This window comes from Crystallibacter permensis, assembly GCF_025960875.1.
Lineage (GTDB): Bacteria > Actinomycetota > Actinomycetes > Actinomycetales > Micrococcaceae > Crystallibacter > Crystallibacter permensis.
On the sequence record NZ_JAODLR010000005.1, the window covers coordinates 199,892 to 215,793 of the forward strand.

The following is a 15,902-nucleotide window of genomic DNA, read 5'->3' on the forward strand; positions in this document are numbered from 1 at the left end:
TCCGATGCAGTCGGGCAGACCGGCTATTCCGCTGGTTTCCCGGCCGGCTCGTCCTGATTTTCGGAGCTGTCCGACTCTTCCGAGCTGTCCGGCTCTTCCGAGTTGTCCGGTTTGTCGGCGTTCTCTTCTGCCGGAACGTCGGTCGCTGCCCGCTTGACCGAGTCCCACAGCGCGTCCACCCACGGCAGGTTGGACGGCGCCGCTACAGACGCATGTTCCTCGGATTCCCTCAGCCCTTCGGTCCCGGTCACCAGATAACGTGTCTCACCCGGCATTACATAGAATATGCGATCCCGGGCCTGTTGTTTGATGTACTCCGGGTCCTCCCAGCGCGCCAGCTCCTTCTCCAGCTGGCTCTGGGTCTTCTGCTCGGCAGCAATCTCGCGTTCCAGGGCGGCGATCGCGGAGCGTTGCTCGATGAAGATCCGCACGGACGGGGCCAGCAGAATGGTGATCGTCACGAGTACGACGGCGAGGGCGAGCATGCGTCCGGAAAAACCCCTGGCCGGTACCGGCGTGCTTCCGGTGCCGTCGCCGCCGCCCTCCGGCCGGTCCTTCGGCGTCGTCCTGCTGATAATGGGTTGCCGGATGGCGCCGGAGAGCTCGCGGCGTTCGGCCGCCCGGGCCTCCGATGGCGAGGGCTTCTTTTTGGGTCCTCCGGCTTTCGGTCCGTGGGACTTGGCCTCGGAGCCGCCGAAGTCCGCGCGGATAACCTTTGCCTCGGACGAGGCACCCTCTTGCGCCTCGTGCCCCGCTGCACCGCCATGGTCGCGGTCGGTGTTCCCGGACATGGAACCACCCGGCGCCCCTGAACCGGCACCTGTTTGCACAGGCCCGCTGCCGCCGGCCAGGCGGCCGGCACGTGGCACTCTGGGACGTCGGGTGGCCATGGAGCTCCTAGATCATTAGTCGTCGGCAGGCATTGAGGTTATCAGTTCCCGCTTAAGACGATACAGATTCAGGGGCAGGGTTCAGGCTTTGAAACGCGGGAAAGCGCCGGCGCCTGCGTAGCGCGCGGCGTCGTCGAGCTCTTCTTCGATGCGCAGCAGCTGGTTGTACTTGGCCACACGCTCGGACCGGGCCGGGGCGCCGGTCTTGATCTGGCCCGCGTTGGTGGCCACCGAGATATCCGCGATGGCGGTGTCCTCGGTCTCGCCGGAACGGTGCGAGGTGATCGTGGTGTAGCCATTGCGCTGTGCCAGCGAGACGGCTTCCAGGGTCTCCGTGAGGGAACCAATCTGGTTGACCTTGACCAGCAGCGAGTTCGCCGTGTTGGCGTCGATGCCCCGCTGCAGGCGCTCGGGGTTGGTGACGAAGAGGTCATCGCCCACCAGCTGCACCTTGTCGCCGAGTTCGGCGGTCAGGGTAGCCCAGCCTTCCCAGTCGTCCTCGTCCAGCGGGTCCTCGATGGAGACCAGCGGGTAGTCGGCCACGAGCTGCTTGTAGTACTCGCTCATCTCGGCCGCGGTCAGGGACTTGCCCTCGAACTGGTAGGCGCCGTCGGAGTAGAACTCGGAGGAGGCGACGTCCAGGGCCAGCGCGATTTCCTTGCCCGGGGTGTAGCCGGCCTTGTTGATCGCCTCGGTGATCAGGTCCAGCGCGGCGCGGTTGCTCGGCAGGTTGGGGGCGAAACCGCCCTCGTCGCCCAGTCCGGTGGACAGGCCCTTTTCCTTAAGCACGGCCTTGAGGCTGTGGTAGACCTCGACGCCCCAGCGCAGGCCCTCGGAGAAGGTGGCAGCGCCCAGGGGCACCACCATGAATTCCTGGATGTCGACGTCGGAGTCCGCGTGGGAGCCGCCGTTGAGGATGTTCATCAACGGAACGGGCAGCACGTGCGCGTTCGGTCCGCCCAGGTACTTGTACAGGGGCAGGTTGGCCGACTCGGCGGCAGCGTTGGCCACGGCCAGCGAAACGCCCAGGATGGCGTTGGCGCCAAGATTGGACTTGTTGGAGGTGCCGTCCAGATCGATCATGGTCTGGTCGATCAGGCGCTGGTCGGTCGCGTCGCGGCCCACCAGGGCGGGCTGGATCGTGTCGAGCACCGCGTTGACGGCCTGGCTGACGCCCTTGCCCAGGTAACGGTTCTTCTCGCCGTCGCGGCGCTCGGCCGCTTCGAAAGCACCGGTGGATGCCCCGGACGGCACAGCAGCGCGGCCCATGGAGCCGTCCGAGAGCAAGACCTCAACCTCAACCGTGGGATTGCCGCGGGAATCAAGGATTTCACGCGCGTGGATGGCATCAATAAGCGCCATTGATTGCTCCTGTTCATTGGAACGAAAGATGAAACTCTTTACAACAGGCCGCCGGACAGCACTGTCGGTCTAAGCGTAATCGAGAACGGGGCGTGCTTATGCGCCCGTTACGCCGCGTTGAAACCGGCGAACCGCGCCGCGCAGCGCCTGCTCCGCGTCCAGGCCTGCGGCCGAAGCCTGGCTAACGACGGCGAGCAGCAGGTTTCCGAGTTCGGTTTCCGACGCCGGGGGCCGGCTTTGCGGGGCCTGCGGCTCGCCGTGCGACGTCGGTGACGGGCTACCTGCCTCGGAGCTTCCCAGCTGCTGATCCACCGGGAAGCCGGCACGCCTGGCCCGGTCGATCGACTTCGCCGCCAGGGTCAGCGCGGGCAAGGTGGGCGGGATGCCGTCGAACGGACTGTCCCGTTCGGGGCGCTCACCTTGCTTGACTGCATCGTAGCTGGCGACAATCTCCTCAATGCTTTCGGGGAAGGACTCCTGCAGCGAACCATCGGGCTTGAACACATGCCGGTTCCGGCGGACCAGCTTTGCACTCAGGTACTCGGCCACATCCTCGAAGTTGAAGTTGCCGAGCTCCTCCTGGATCCGGGCATGCAGCAGCACCTGGAAGAGGACGTCGGCCAGCTCGCCCTTGAGCTCGGCGGTTGCGGTGCCCGGCCCGGCCTCGATGACCTCGGCCAGCTCGTGGGATTCCTCGATCAGGTACTCGACCAAGGACTCGTGGGTGAGCGCGGCTGTCCACAAGCAGTGCTCGCGCAGCAGCGCCACCACCTGCACAAGCCGGCCGACCGCCGTCGTGCTTTCAGTCACGGCAGGTTTAGCCCTGGTAGGCCCTGAATCCTTCGGCGATGAACTCGACTAGCGCTTCCCGCTCTTCCAGCGGCAGGAAGGCTGCTTCCGCCGCATTGAGCGTGATTTCGAGCAGGTCATCGAGGTCGTAGTCGAAGGTTTCGACCAGCAGTTCGTACTCGTCGGAGAGGGTAACGCCGCTCATCAAACGGTTGTCCGCGTTGATAGTGACCTTGAAACCGGTCTGGTACAGCAGGTCGAACGGGTGGTTTTCGATGCCCTCGCCAAAGGGCGCGGTGGCACCGGTCTGGAGGTTCGAGGACGGGCTGCATTCCAGCGCGATGCCGCGGTCCCGGACCCAGGCGGCAACCCGGCCCAGCGTGACGAGGCCGAGGTCGGCGTCGTTCTCTTCATTCGGGCTGAAGTCCACCTGGATGTCTTCGGCGATGCGCACGCCGTGGCCCAGGCGCAGGGCGCGGCCGCTGACCAGTGCGTCGACGATGCTGTCCAGCCCGGCGGCCTCGCCGGCGTGGATGGTGACCGGGAACTGGTTTTCGGCCAGGTAGGTGAACGCGTCTTTGAACCGGTAGGGCGGGAACCCGTCCTCCGCGCCGGCGATGTCGAAGCCGACGGCGCCCTTGTCCCGGTGCCGGAGGGCGAGCTCGGCGATTTCCTGGCCGCGGTCCGCATGGCGCATGGCGGTAATCAGCTGGCCGACCTGAATGGGACGGCCGCTGGCCTCGACCGCGTCCACGCCTGCTTCAAGCCCGGACTGGACCGCTTCGACTGCCTCATCCAGCGTCAGCCCCTTGGTGAGGTGCTGCTCCGGCGCCCAGCGCACCTCGCCGTACACCACGCCGTCGTCCGCCAGATCCCCGACGAACTCCTTGGCGACCCGGTGCAGGCCTTCCTTGGTCTGCATTACGGCTACGGTGTGGTCGAACGTTTCCAGATAGCGGACCAGCGAGCCGGAGTCCGCCGATTCACGGAACCACTCGCCCAAGGCGACAGGGTCGGTGGACGGCAGCTGGTGGCCCGCTTCCGCGGCCAGTTCGATGATGGTCCCGGGGCGGAGTCCGCCGTCGAGGTGGTCGTGCAGCGAAACCTTGGGGAGGCTGCGGATATCAATGTCGACGTCGGCGGCAGGGTCAGCAGAGTAATTAGGCTCAGTCACAGGCACCACCTTACGTCGACAGTCGAACCGATGCACGCCTCGGTGCCGGTTGTGTAGAGGTGGTGGAAACGGAGGTTCAGTGCGAGACCGGAGTGCCGGACCGCGCCTGCGCGCGCTTGGAGGTGGCTGCTGAATCTTCCGCGGCCGAAGCTGCGTCCTCCGCCGCATGGCTCCTACGCGCCTTGCGCTTGTAGAGCAGTTTCAGGCCATGGTCGATGATCAGACCCAGGGCCAGGGCGATGACGATGGCCAGGCCGGCAGCCAGCAGGCTGTGGTCGTGGAACCACTGCCCGGCGAGGGCGCCGATGCCCACGGAATAGAGCGACCAGGAGATGCCGGCAATGATGCTGAAGAACACGAACCTGCGATGATGGAAGCCGGTGGCGCCGGCGGTCATATTGACCGCCACACGGCCGATGGGAATGTAGCGGGCGCTGAGGATCAGCAGGGCCCCGCGGCGGTCGAGTTCTTTCCGTGCCCAGGCGAAGGCCGAGGCGACGCGCGGCCGCTGCATCCATTTGAAGCGGTTCGAGCCGATGCGCCTGCCGATCAGATACGCGATGTTATCCCCCGCCATGGCACCCGCGGCAGCGATCGAGATGACCAGCCAGATATTCGGAACGCCCGCCGAAACGGCCAGCGCGGCCAGGGCAACGACCACGGACTCGCTCGGCACCGGCGGGAAAATTCCGTCAATGAGGCAGAGCGCGAAAAGCAGCGGATACACCCACCATTGGGCGGCCGCATCGATGATGAAGACGTTGAGAGCGTCCATAAAAGCCTGCACGTGAATGATCCTGTTCGCCGGTTGGTTATTCCAACGATGTCACGTTGCAATAAGTGCCGCTATGGGGCGTTGCCCTGATCAACACCCTGAGATAACGGTACGTGCCCGCAACCCTGCACGCATCATCCCCGAGTCCCATGCCCTCTGCGGAAGAGGTTTGTCCATCATGTAGATACTCCTACCCCAGTTTCCGGGTGCTGGGGTAGGTCGCTGTCGTGGGGGCTCAGGCGATGCGGTCGATGACCAGTTGCTGGTCGGGCCTGTCCCCTTCGGGACCAATAACGACGGCGTTTGCCAGCGCTTCCTTCGCCCGGTCGAATTTGTCCGGAGTGTCCGTCAGCAGGGTCATCAGCGGCTCCCCCGCCCGGACCATCGCGCCCGGCTTGGCATGCATCCGCACCCCGGCACCGGCCTGGACGGGATCCTCCTTGCGGGCGCGGCCGGCACCCAGGCGCCAGGCGGCGACACCGACGGCGAGGGCATCCAGTTCCAGCAGCACGCCGTCCGCCGCGGCATAGACCACTTCGGATTCCTTTGCGACCGGCAACGATGCCCGCGGATCGCCGCCCTGCGCCTCGATCATGCGGTTCCAGACGTCCATCGCCCGCCCGTCCTTGAGCGCGGCGGCCGGATCAGCGTCCGCCACGCCGGCAGCCTGCAGCATTTCTTCGGCCAGCCGGATTGTCAGTTCCACCACGTCTTGGGGACCGCCGCCGGCCAGCACTTCGACGGACTCTTCCACCTCGATGGCGTTGCCTGCGGTCAGTCCCAGCGGCGTACGCATGTTGGTCAGCAAGGCCACCGTGTTCACGCCGGCGTCCTTGCCCAGGCCCACCATGGTTTCGGCCAGCTCGCGGGCCATGTCCTTATCCTTCATGAACGCACCGGAGCCGACCTTGACATCCAGTACCAGCGAACCTGTGCCCTCGGCGATCTTCTTGCTCATGATGGAGGAGGCGATCAGCGGGATGGCCTCGACGGTGCCGGTGACATCGCGCAGGGCGTAGAGCTTCTTGTCCGCCGGGGCCAGGCCGGCGCCCGCGGCGCAGATCACTGCACCCACGTCGGCCAGTTGGGCCATCATTTCGTCGTTGGACAGGTCCGCGCGCCAGCCGGGAATCGACTCCAGTTTGTCCAGCGTTCCGCCCGTGTGCCCGAGCCCGCGGCCGGACAGCTGCGGGACTGCTACCCCGAAGACGGCTACCAGCGGGGCCAGCGGCAGGGTGATCTTGTCCCCCACCCCGCCGGTGGAATGCTTGTCGGTGGTCGCCTTGCCGAGCGAGGAGAAGTCCATCTTCTCGCCCGAGGCGATCATCGCCGTCGTCCATTGGGAGATTTCCTCGCGGCTCATGCCGTTCAGGAGGATGGCCATATTCAGGGCGGACATCTGCTCGTCGGCGATGGCACCGCGGGTGTAGGCGTCGATGGTCCAGCTGATCTGCTCCTGGCTTAACGTGCCCTTGTCGCGTTTGATCCGGATGATGTCGACGGCGTCGAACTTCTCTCCCACGTGGCTCTCCTTCTTCAGCGTGCTGGACTCAACCCAGGTTTTCGGGCCCGAAGGCATCCGGCAGGACCTCGTCCATGGTCTTGATGCCGGAGATGGTCATCAACTGCATGCCCGGCGCCCTGAATTCGTGGAGCAGTTGGCGGCAGCGCCCGCACGGCATGAGGATGTTGCCGGCGCCGTCGACGCAGCTGAATGCCATCAGCCGCCCGCCACCGGACATGTGCAGCGCGCTGACCAGCGAACACTCCGCGCACAGCGTCAGGCCGTAGGAGGCGTTCTCCACGTTCGCCCCGGTGACGAGCCGGCCGTCCTCGGTCAGGGCGGCTGCGCCCACCGGATACTTCGAGTAGGGCACGTAGGCATGCGCGGAGGCTGTGCGTGCCGCGTCCTGCAGGGCGGCCCAGTCCACCTCAGTCCGGTCCACGTCGGTTCGGTCTGCCTGAGGTGACCCGCCATCGTGAGGTGACGCCCCGCCGTCGTTATTTGGATTCGCTGGCAGCTCAGTCATGTCACCCCTTGATGTACGGCACGCCGTTGGCCGCCGGCGCCCGGGACCGGCCGACCAGACCGGCGACGGCGAAGATGGTCACGATGTACGGCAGCATGGCGAGGAACTGGTTAGGTACCGGGGTGCCCAGGAAGCTGAGCACGTACTGCAAGTTGGTGGCGAAGCCGAACAGCAGGGCCGCGAAGAAGGCGCCGATCGGATTCCAGCGGCCGAAGATCAGGGCGGCGAGGGCGATGTAGCCCTGCCCCGCCGTCATATCGCGGCCGAAGCTGGAGACGGACACCAGGGTGAAGAACGCGCCGCCGAGTCCGGCGACCACCCCGGCCAGGGACACGTTCATGAAGCGCATGCGGTTGACCTTCACGCCGAGCGTGTCCGCCGCTTTGGGGTGCTCGCCGACGGCCCGGGTCCGCAGGCCCCACTTGGTGTGGAACAGGCCTATGTAGATCACCGCGACGGCGACGTACATCAGGTAGCCCACAATGGCCTGCTCGAACAGGATGGGTCCGATGATGGGAATGTCGGAGAGGAACGGGATGGAAATCACCGGCAGTCGCGGCGGGGAGTTCCAGGTTTCGGCGTCGGCACTGAGGACGGTGGAGAACAGGAAACCGGTCAGGCCGGACACGAGCACATTGAGCACCACGCCGACAATGACCTGGTTGACCAGGTACTTGATGCTGAACACCGCCAGCACCAGCGAGACCAGGACACCACCGACGGCGGCGGCCAGCAGTCCGACAAAGGCGCTGCCCGACAGCGATCCGGCAACCGCCGCGGAGAACGCGCCGAAGAGCAGTTGCCCCTCAATGGCGATGTTGATCACGCCGGAGCGTTCGCACAGCACGCCCGAAAGCGAACCGAAGATCAGCGGCACGGCCAGCGTCACGGATCCGGCCAGCAGACCGTAGAGCGCCACGTTGGGAGTGCGCGCGCTACCGACAATCCAGCTCAGGAAGGCGGCCACAAATACGACGGCGAACACGGCGATCAGCCAGCCCGGGACCGGCCGGCCGGCCCGGACCTGCACGAAGGCCAGCGCGGCCGCGGCAAGCATGATCACCGCGCCGATCCAGCCCATGACCGGGGCAAAGACGACAATCGGCGGCAGCACAATGGCATCCCCCGGATCGGACAGGCGGAAGGTCACCTCGTTGCCGGGCGCCCCGATGGCGAAGACCAACAGCGCGAAGACGGCCAGCACGGCCAGCGTGATGGGGGTCTTCCAGCTCCGCACCGCACCGGCGCGGGTGGTGCTCTGCTCGGGCGCGGTTGACACTGCCGTGCTCATGCTGAACCTCCGGTCGTGGCGGGCTTGCGGGATCTGGTTCCCTTGGGCCTCCTGGGCCCCTTGGTCTTGCCTGGCTCGGGCAGATGGAACAGCGCCCTGACCAGCGGCGGGGCCGCGATGAAGAGCACGATCAGGGACTGGACCACCAGCACAATGTCGATGCTGGTTCCGGTACTGATCTGCATGGTCACGCCACCGGCCCGGAACGCGCCGAAGAGCAGTCCGGCGAAGAACGTTCCCCACGGCGTCGAGCGCCCCAGCAGTGCCACGGTAATGGCATCGAAGCCGAAGCTGGCTGCCACGCCGGAGGACAGGACCTGTTCGGTACCGGCCACCTGGGCCACGCCGGCCAGTCCGGCCAGTGCCCCGGCAATCAGCATGACGACAACGTAGCCCTTGGTCACGCTGATGCCTGCGGTGCGCGCCGCCACCGGGTTCGCCCCCACCGCACGCAGTTCAAAACCGATGATCGAGCGCTTGAGCAGCCACCAGACGAACACCGTCGCCAGCAGCGCCACGATGAAGCCCCAGTGCAGCCGGAAGGCGTCGCCGAACAGCGGCGGATACATGGCCGTTTCATCCAGTTGGGGGCTGATCGGATTGGAGGACCCGGGCCGCTGGAAGGCGGGCGTCGTTAGTAGATAAGTGACCAGGTAGATCGCCACGTAGTTGAGCATGATGGTCAGGATGACTTCGTGCGCGCCGGTTTTTGCCTTGAGCAGGCCCACCAGGCCGCCCCAGATCGCGCCGCCGATAATGCCGGCCACGATCACCAGCAGCAGGTGGATGCCGACCGGAAGGTGCAGGCTGAAACCGACCCAGGCCGCGAGCGTGGCACCGATGATGATCTGGCCTTGGGCGCCGATATTGAACAGGCCGGCGCGGAAGGCCAGCGCAACGCCCAGGCCGGCGCAGATCAGCGGCGTCGCCACCGTCAGGGTCTGCATCAGCGGGGAGATCATCCGCGTGAAGGTCTCGCCCTCGTAGTCGAAGACCGACCCTTGGAAGAGCGCAAGGTAGGCCTCGGACGCGGCCGACCACGCGGCCAGCAGCATGTCCTGCGGACGCGCGAAGAAGTAGGTAGCTGTCTGCGCGACGTCCTCGTCGGTCAGCGCGATCAGGATTCCGCCGGCAATCAGCGAAAGTACGACGGCGAGCACGGCCACCAGGGCGTCGCCGCTCATGATCCGCTGGACTACTGTCTGCGAGCTGGCTTCCGGGTGCAGGTCCCCGCTTTGCGCGGTGGCCGGTACCGGCGGCGGGGCAATCCGGCCGTCCTCCGTGTCGACCATGGCCTCAAGGCGTACCTCGGAGGCGTGCTCGTCGGTTTTCTTCCGGGCGTGCTTATGCTCGTCCTCGCTCATTTGTCCCCGCTTTCAGGATCTGTGCGTGCCGGATCAGTGCCTTGCGCTTCGTCCGCGCCCATTCCCGCCATCATCAGGCCGAGCCTGTCGCGCGAGGTGTTGCCGGGAACTATCCCCATCAGCCGTCCCTGGTACAGCACGGCAATGCGGTCCGCCAGCTCCAGGACTTCGTCCAATTCGGTGGATACGATCATCACCGGTGTGCCCCGGTCGCGTTCGGAGACGATCCGCTTGTGCAGGAATTCGATCGAACCGACGTCGACGCCGCGGGTCGGCTGCGAGGCGATGAAGAGTTTGAGCGGCCGGGACAGCTCCCGGGCCATGACCACCTTCTGCTGGTTACCGCCGGAGAGCGTTCCCGCGGCAGCAGTGGCCGATTGCGTGCGGACGTCGAACTCGGCGATCCGCTCGGCGGCGTTCTCCGCCACCCGCGCCGGCTTCATGGCCAGCCCCTTGGCGAACGGCGCCTGGTCGTAGCGGTTTAGGATCATGTTCTCGGCTACCGAGAAGGCGCCGACCAGTCCCTCCACGCTGCGGTCCTCCGGGACAAAGCCGACGCCGGAGTTGATGATCTCCTTGGTTCCGCGGCCCACCAGCTCCTTGCCCTCTAGCCGGATGGAACCGGACACATGCTCCTGCAGGCCCAGGATGGCCTCGGTGAGTTCGGTCTGGCCGTTGCCTTGGACACCGGCTATGGCCAGAATCTCGCCCTGGGCGATCTGCAGGGAGAGGTTGTCCACCACCCGCTGGCCGGTCGGGGCCGTCACGGTCAGGCCGTCAATGACAAAGGTTGCTTCGCCCGGCTGGGCAGGCGCCTTATTAAGGGACAGGCTCACCGAGCGGCCCACCATCATGGAGGCCAGGTCGGTGGTGGAAGCATTGGGATCCGCATCGCCGACCACCTTGCCGCGACGGATGACCGTGATCAGGTCGGAGACGGCTTTGACCTCGCGGAGCTTGTGGGAAATGAAGACAATCGATTTACCATCCGACTTCAGCTGGGCGATGATCGCGAGCAGCTCGTCGGTTTCCTTCGGCGTCAGGACGGCCGTGGGCTCGTCGAGGATCAGCACCTCGGCGTCGCGGACCAGCGCCTTGATGATCTCGGCACGCTGCTGGACACCCACCGGCAGGTCCTCCACCACGGCATCCGGGTCGACCTGGAAGCCGTACTGCTCGGAAATCTGCCGGATTTTCGTCCGGGTCTCGTCCAGATTGAGGATTCCGCCCGCTTTGGTCGCCTCGTTGCCCAGCGCGATATTCTCCGCCACGGTGAACACCGGTACCAGCATGAAGTGCTGGTGCACCATGCCGATGCCGGCTGCCATGGCATCGCCGGGGCCGTTGAATTCAACCGGTTTGCCGTCGATCAGGATCTGTCCTTCGGTGGGTTCGTACAGACCGTAGAGGACGTTCATCAAGGTGGATTTTCCTGCGCCGTTCTCGCCAAGCAGGCTGTGTACCTGTCCCGGTTCGACCACGAGGTCTATGTGGTCGTTGGCAACAAAGGAACCGAATTTCTTGGTAATTCCCTTTAGCTCGAGCTTCAAAACCCCAACCAACCTGTTCTTTGTAGGAGTCAGCGGAACGATTTCGTGCAACGGGCGAACTGTCTACAGCCTAAACCGATCACACCAATAACAGAACGAACCGCCGCCCCATGCGGATGAGCGCACGGAGGCGGCGGTCCAGCCGGTTCAGCTGCTACTTGGGGCTTGCCTCGGATTCAACGGTGATTTCGCCGGAGATGATGGATTCCTTGATGGTCTCCAGCTCCTGCTTCAGCTCATCCGGAACGTTGGCCTCCTGATCGTGGAACGGTGCCAGCGAGACACCTTCGTTTTCCAGTGTGCCGACGTACGGGGTGCTGTCAAAGTTGCCTTCGAGATCGGTTCGGATGACGTCCTCGACGGAGGCAGCCATGCCCTTCATGACCGAGGTGAGGATGAACTCTTCACCCTTGCCGGCGCTTTCGTAACCGTCCGAGTCAACCCAGACGACCTTGGCTTCCTTGCCGCCTTCGTTGGCTTCGATCACAGCGTCCAGGGTGCCCAGGCCCACCGGACCGGCGACGGGCATGATGATGTCCGCGCCCTCGTTGATGAAGTTCTGCGTGTTGGTCTTGCCCTTGCCCTGGTCTTCGAAGTTGCCGACGAAGGTACCGTTCTGCCGTTCCTTGTTCCAGCCGAGCAGCTGGACGTCCTCGCCCTTTTGCTCGTTGTAGTACTTCACGCCGTCGGCAAAGCCGTCCATGAAAATCGTGACGGTGGGAATCTGGATGCCGCCGTACGTGGCAACCTTGCCGGTCTCCGTGACGCCGGCGGCCAGATAGCCGGCCATGAAGGCGGCCTGGGCCGTGTCGTAGACAATCGGCTTGACGTTGTCGGTGAACTCGGGATCCGAGTAGTCGACAATCGCGAAGTTGGTCTCGGGGTTGGCGGCGGCGGCTTCCTTGGTGACATCGCCGAGCAGGAAGCCGACGGTCAGGACCATGTCGCAGCCCGACTGCACCATTTCGTCCACGTTCGGCACAAAGTCGGTTTCCGCCTGGGATTCTGCCTGCTGGATCTTGATGCCCAGGTCCTCTTCGGCCATCTTCAGGCCTTCGTAACTGGACTGGTTGAAGGAACGGTCGTCGAAGCCACCGGAGTCGGAAACGATGCAGCCGAGGTAGTCGGCTCCTTCCGCTCCCGCGCTGCCTTCGGTTTCGGCCGGAGGCGCGCCGCAGCCGGCGAGGACGAGGGCGGATGCGCCGAGCATGGCCGCGGACAGACCGGTGCCGCGCTTAATGGTGCGCAGTGATTTCTTCAAGGTTCCTCCAAAAAAGAAAGATTGCCCCACTGCCGTAGGCCACTGAGTGCAGTCAGGATCGTGTCCTGTCACCACTGGCATCCGCGCGGCGGGCGCACCCGTCCTGCAGGTGCGTTACGAGCCTACAATAGCGGCCGCGGGCAGGGCAGAGTATCAATTTCCGGTGCTTGGACGAACATTGTTGAAAATTTGTTACTTACCGGTATCGCCACAGAACAACGACGACGGCGGAGGCGGACTGCTTAGCCCAGGTCCTTGCCTCGGCAGGCCATGACGGCGGCGGCGGCCATGACCCGTACTCCTACGCCAATGGCATGCTCATCCGGCGTGTAGTCGCCGCGGTGCAGGTCGAACGTCTCTCCGCCCTTCGTCCGCGTTCCCAGCCGCATCATGGCGCCGGGAATCTCCTGCGTCATCCAGGCGAAATCCTCGCCGCCCATGGACTGCGGGGTCAGCATGACGGAACCCGGTCCGAGCTCCGACCGCGCGGCGGCCTCGATCAAGCCGGTTTCCCGCTCGGTGTTGATCACTGGAGGCACCCCGCGAATGTGCTCAAGCTTCACTTCCACGCCGAACGGCGCGGCCACCTGCCTGACCACCTCATCGAGCAACTCCCCCGCGGCGTGCCAGGCCTCGCCGTCGAGGCAGCGCATGGTGCCGGCCATGAACCCGTGCGAGGGAATGGCGTTCGGCGCGGCGCCGGCGCGGATCTGGCCCCAGACAACGGACACGGCGCTGCGCACGTCGATCCGGCGGCTCAGCACCGCCGGAACGTTGACGGCAATCTCGGCCAGGGCAAAGACCAGGTCCTCGGTCAGATGCGGCCGCGAGGTGTGCCCGCCGCGGCCGGATAGCTCGATCCGGATGGTGTCCGAGGCCGAGGTGATGGCGCCGATCCGGGTGCCCACCTGGCCTACGTCAACCCGGGGGTCGCAATGCAGCGCGAGGATCCGGGGCACATCCGCCAGGACGCCCTGTTCAATCACGGCCAACGCACCGCCGGGCATGGTCTCCTCGGCCGGTTGGAAGATGACGCGCACCCGGCCGCCGAGCTCACCCTCCATTTCAAGCTTGCACAGCACCAGTGCCACGCCGAGCATGACCGTGGTGTGGATGTCGTGGCCGCACGCGTGGCTGATGCCCTTATTAACCGAGGCGTATTCCAGCCCGGTCTCCTCCATGATCGGCAGCGCATCGATGTCGGCACGCAGGCCGATGGCCAGCGGCCCCTCGCCGATGTCCACGTACAGCCCGGTACCTTCGAGCGGCACGGGCTCGAGCCCCGCCTCCCGCAGCCGGGCAATGAGGTTGGCCGTCGTACGGAACTCCTTGTGGGACAACTCCGGATGCTGGTGCAGATCCCGACGGAACTGCCGCAACCCGTCCACGAACGGGGCCGTCCACACACCTATGCGGGGAATGCTGTCCGAAGTCTCTGAAATAGTCTGCACAGACAAACTCTACCCAGTTGCCGCCGGAAGGGGCGTGTTCAACGTACCCGCGTTAAGCGGACCCCACGGCCGAGCTCAGAGGACGTCGATGTCGCCGCTGGCGCGGAGGGATTCGACGGCCTTCTTGACCTGCTGGGCGTGTTCCTTGGTGGTGATCAGCAGCGCGTCCGGGGTGTCCACCACAACGACGTCGTCAATACCGATCAGCGCGATCACACGCTTGGTATCGGAGACCACCATCCCGGTCGCGTTCTCCGCATACACGCGCGCGCCCTCGCCGAGCACGGTCAGGTTGTTCGTCTCCGACGCGGCATTCAGCCGGCCGATCGCGGCGAAATCCCCCACATCGTCCCAGGAGAAGTCGCCCGGAATCATCGCCACATCCCCGGCCGCGGCCGCCGGCTCGGCCACCGCGTAATCGATCGCGGTCTTCGCCAGCCCGGGCCACACCCGGCGCACCACTTCGCGGCGCTTGGACGTGTCCCACGCGGCGGCGATCTCCATCAGCCCGGCGTAGAGCAGCGGCTCGTTCGTCTCCAGGTGCTTGAGCAACAGCTCCACCGGGGCCACGAACATGCCCGCGTTCCACGAATACCCGCCCTCGGCCAGGTACGCCTGCGCGGTCTCGGCGTCGGGCTTCTCCACGAACTCCGTCACCCCGAGCGCGTTCGGCGCCGCCCCGATGCCCAGGTTCCCGTTGGTGCGGATATACCCGAACCCGGTCGAGGGGTGCGTGGGCGTGATCCCGATCGTGACGATGTAGCCTTCGGCCGCGGTATGGATCGCCTCGCGCACCGCGTCCTGGAACTTCTCCACCGGGTTGATCACCTGGTCCGCAGCGAAGGAACCCATGATGATCCGCGGATCCCGGTGGTACAGGATCGCCGCGGCCAGACCGATCGCCGCCGCGGAGTCCTTCGGCTCGGGCTCGAGCACCAGGTTGTTCTTCGTCAGCTCCGGCAGCTGCGCCAGCACCGCCTTGCGGTGCGCGGTGCCGGTGACCACCATGGTCCGGTCCCCGCACAACGGCTCCAGGCGAGAATACGTCGCCCGGATCAGCGTGCTCCCGGACCCGGTCAAATCATGCAGGAACTTCGGCGCCGCCGCCCGCGAGAGCGGCCACAACCGGGTCCCCACCCCGCCAGCCGGAATAACACCGTAAAAACGGCCCAGCACATCGTCTTCGTTGGCCGGGTCATTGCCCAGCGGCTTATCAGTAGTCATCAGTTCAAAGGTAGACCAGTCCGGCGCCGGGTGTACTCATCCTGTGGATGGATCCGGCAGACTCCCCTGTCAAGGGCCGTCCGCTCCGTGAACGCGAGGTCCGGTCGTTGCAGTCACTTTGTGAGGCCCGGAATAGGGCACGTTTTAATGGCCTAAATGGCTGAATTTGCCCCTATTTCACGCGGATCCGGCGTTCGTGACAGCACCGCTGTTAAAAAGCTCACATGTGAGTGTCTTCAAATTGAATAAGCCCTGAGCGAAGCCTAGATTAGTCTTGAACGAAGAGCGCTCTCGCATGGCGTAACTCTGCGTGGAAACCACGCTAGCGCCCTTGCGATGCAGGGAGGTTAATTCAGTGTCGAAGACACCAGCAGGGACCCTCTACCGCGGCCGAGAAGGCATGTGGTCATGGGTAGGACACCGCGTCACCGGCGTCGCAATTTTTTTCTTCCTCTTAGTACACGTACTGGACACCGCGCTGGTACGCGTATCGCCGGAGGCATACAACGTCGTTATAGCCACGTATAAGAACCCGTTCATGGCACTTCTGGAAGCAGGGCTCGTAGCAGCCATCGTCTTCCACGCCTTTAACGGTCTGCGTGTCATCCTCGTGGACTTCTGGAAGAAGGGCCCGAAGTACCAGGCACAGCTGCTGTGGGGCGTTGTCGGACTGTGGGTTCTCGTCATGGTTCCGTTCCTGATCCGTCACCTAACGCTTGCATTCACCGGGGGTCACTAATC

14 protein-coding genes are annotated in these 15,902 nt (G+C 65.0%); 1 reads left to right on the plus strand and 13 read right to left on the minus strand.

Translation table 11 applies throughout. The features are described from left to right. Nucleotides 1-23 precede the first annotated feature (23 nt). The 13 genes from B0G38_RS08335 to B0G38_RS08395 all read right to left on the minus strand — a co-directional run bounded on the left by B0G38_RS08335 (nucleotide 24) and on the right by B0G38_RS08395 (nucleotide 15,161). Nucleotides 24-890 carry an FtsB family cell division protein gene (locus tag B0G38_RS08335; RefSeq protein WP_264669000.1) on the minus strand — a complete coding sequence of 289 codons (867 nt, stop codon included), beginning with the start codon at nucleotides 888-890 and terminating at the stop codon, nucleotides 24-26. Nucleotides 891-971: 81 nt separating this feature from the next. Then, entirely contained in the window at nucleotides 972-2,252 is a 1,281-nt protein-coding gene (eno, locus tag B0G38_RS08340; RefSeq protein WP_264669001.1) for a phosphopyruvate hydratase, read from the minus strand. Nucleotides 2,253-2,348: 96 nt separating this feature from the next. Then, the gene (locus B0G38_RS08345) at nucleotides 2,349-3,062 is read right to left on the minus strand and encodes a MazG nucleotide pyrophosphohydrolase domain-containing protein (protein ID WP_264669002.1); all 714 of its coding nucleotides are present in this window, start codon (nucleotides 3,060-3,062) and stop codon (nucleotides 2,349-2,351) included. Between the two features lie 7 nt (nucleotides 3,063-3,069). Next, entirely contained in the window at nucleotides 3,070-4,215 is a 1,146-nt protein-coding gene (locus B0G38_RS08350; RefSeq protein WP_264669003.1) for an adenosine deaminase, read from the minus strand. A 76-nt stretch (nucleotides 4,216-4,291) separates the two neighbouring features. Then, nucleotides 4,292-5,002: a DedA family protein gene (locus B0G38_RS08355; RefSeq protein ID WP_264669004.1), complete on the minus strand. Its 711-nt coding sequence runs from the start codon at nucleotides 5,000-5,002 to the stop codon at nucleotides 4,292-4,294. A 223-nt stretch (nucleotides 5,003-5,225) separates the two neighbouring features. Continuing rightward, nucleotides 5,226-6,512 carry a thymidine phosphorylase gene (locus B0G38_RS08360; protein WP_264669005.1) on the minus strand — a complete coding sequence of 429 codons (1,287 nt, stop codon included), beginning with the start codon at nucleotides 6,510-6,512 and terminating at the stop codon, nucleotides 5,226-5,228. A 28-nt stretch (nucleotides 6,513-6,540) separates the two neighbouring features. Beyond that, nucleotides 6,541-7,020: a cytidine deaminase gene (locus tag B0G38_RS08365; protein ID WP_413542045.1), complete on the minus strand. Its 480-nt coding sequence runs from the start codon at nucleotides 7,018-7,020 to the stop codon at nucleotides 6,541-6,543. A gap of 1 nt (nucleotide 7,021) precedes the next feature. Next, nucleotides 7,022-8,311, minus strand: coding sequence for an ABC transporter permease (locus tag B0G38_RS08370; protein WP_264669006.1), 1,290 nt, complete (start codon nucleotides 8,309-8,311; stop codon nucleotides 7,022-7,024). Beyond that, a complete protein-coding gene (locus B0G38_RS08375) occupies nucleotides 8,308-9,675 on the minus strand; it encodes an ABC transporter permease (RefSeq protein WP_264669007.1) in 1,368 nt (455 codons plus the stop codon). Before B0G38_RS08375 ends, B0G38_RS08370 begins: the two co-directional genes overlap by 4 nt. Next, nucleotides 9,672-11,225, minus strand: coding sequence for an ABC transporter ATP-binding protein (locus B0G38_RS08380; protein ID WP_264669008.1), 1,554 nt, complete (start codon nucleotides 11,223-11,225; stop codon nucleotides 9,672-9,674). The genes B0G38_RS08375 and B0G38_RS08380 overlap by 4 nt, the downstream gene beginning before the upstream one ends. Nucleotides 11,226-11,379: 154 nt before the next feature. Then, nucleotides 11,380-12,486: a BMP family lipoprotein gene (locus tag B0G38_RS08385; protein ID WP_413542046.1), complete on the minus strand. Its 1,107-nt coding sequence runs from the start codon at nucleotides 12,484-12,486 to the stop codon at nucleotides 11,380-11,382. A 242-nt stretch (nucleotides 12,487-12,728) separates the two neighbouring features. Beyond that, nucleotides 12,729-13,907 (minus strand): amidohydrolase, encoded by a 1,179-nt coding sequence (locus B0G38_RS08390; protein WP_264669088.1) that lies wholly within the window; start codon nucleotides 13,905-13,907, stop codon nucleotides 12,729-12,731. 105 nt (nucleotides 13,908-14,012) lie between these two features. Continuing rightward, nucleotides 14,013-15,161, minus strand: a complete 1,149-nt coding sequence (locus tag B0G38_RS08395; protein ID WP_264669009.1) for a mannose-1-phosphate guanylyltransferase — start codon at nucleotides 15,159-15,161, stop codon at nucleotides 14,013-14,015. A gap of 355 nt (nucleotides 15,162-15,516) precedes the next feature. Here B0G38_RS08395 and sdhC point away from each other — a divergent pair, with 355 nt between their 5' ends. Beyond that, nucleotides 15,517-15,900 carry a succinate dehydrogenase, cytochrome b556 subunit gene (sdhC, locus tag B0G38_RS08400; protein ID WP_139006899.1) on the plus strand — a complete coding sequence of 128 codons (384 nt, stop codon included), beginning with the start codon at nucleotides 15,517-15,519 and terminating at the stop codon, nucleotides 15,898-15,900. Nucleotides 15,901-15,902: the final 2 nt, after the last annotated feature.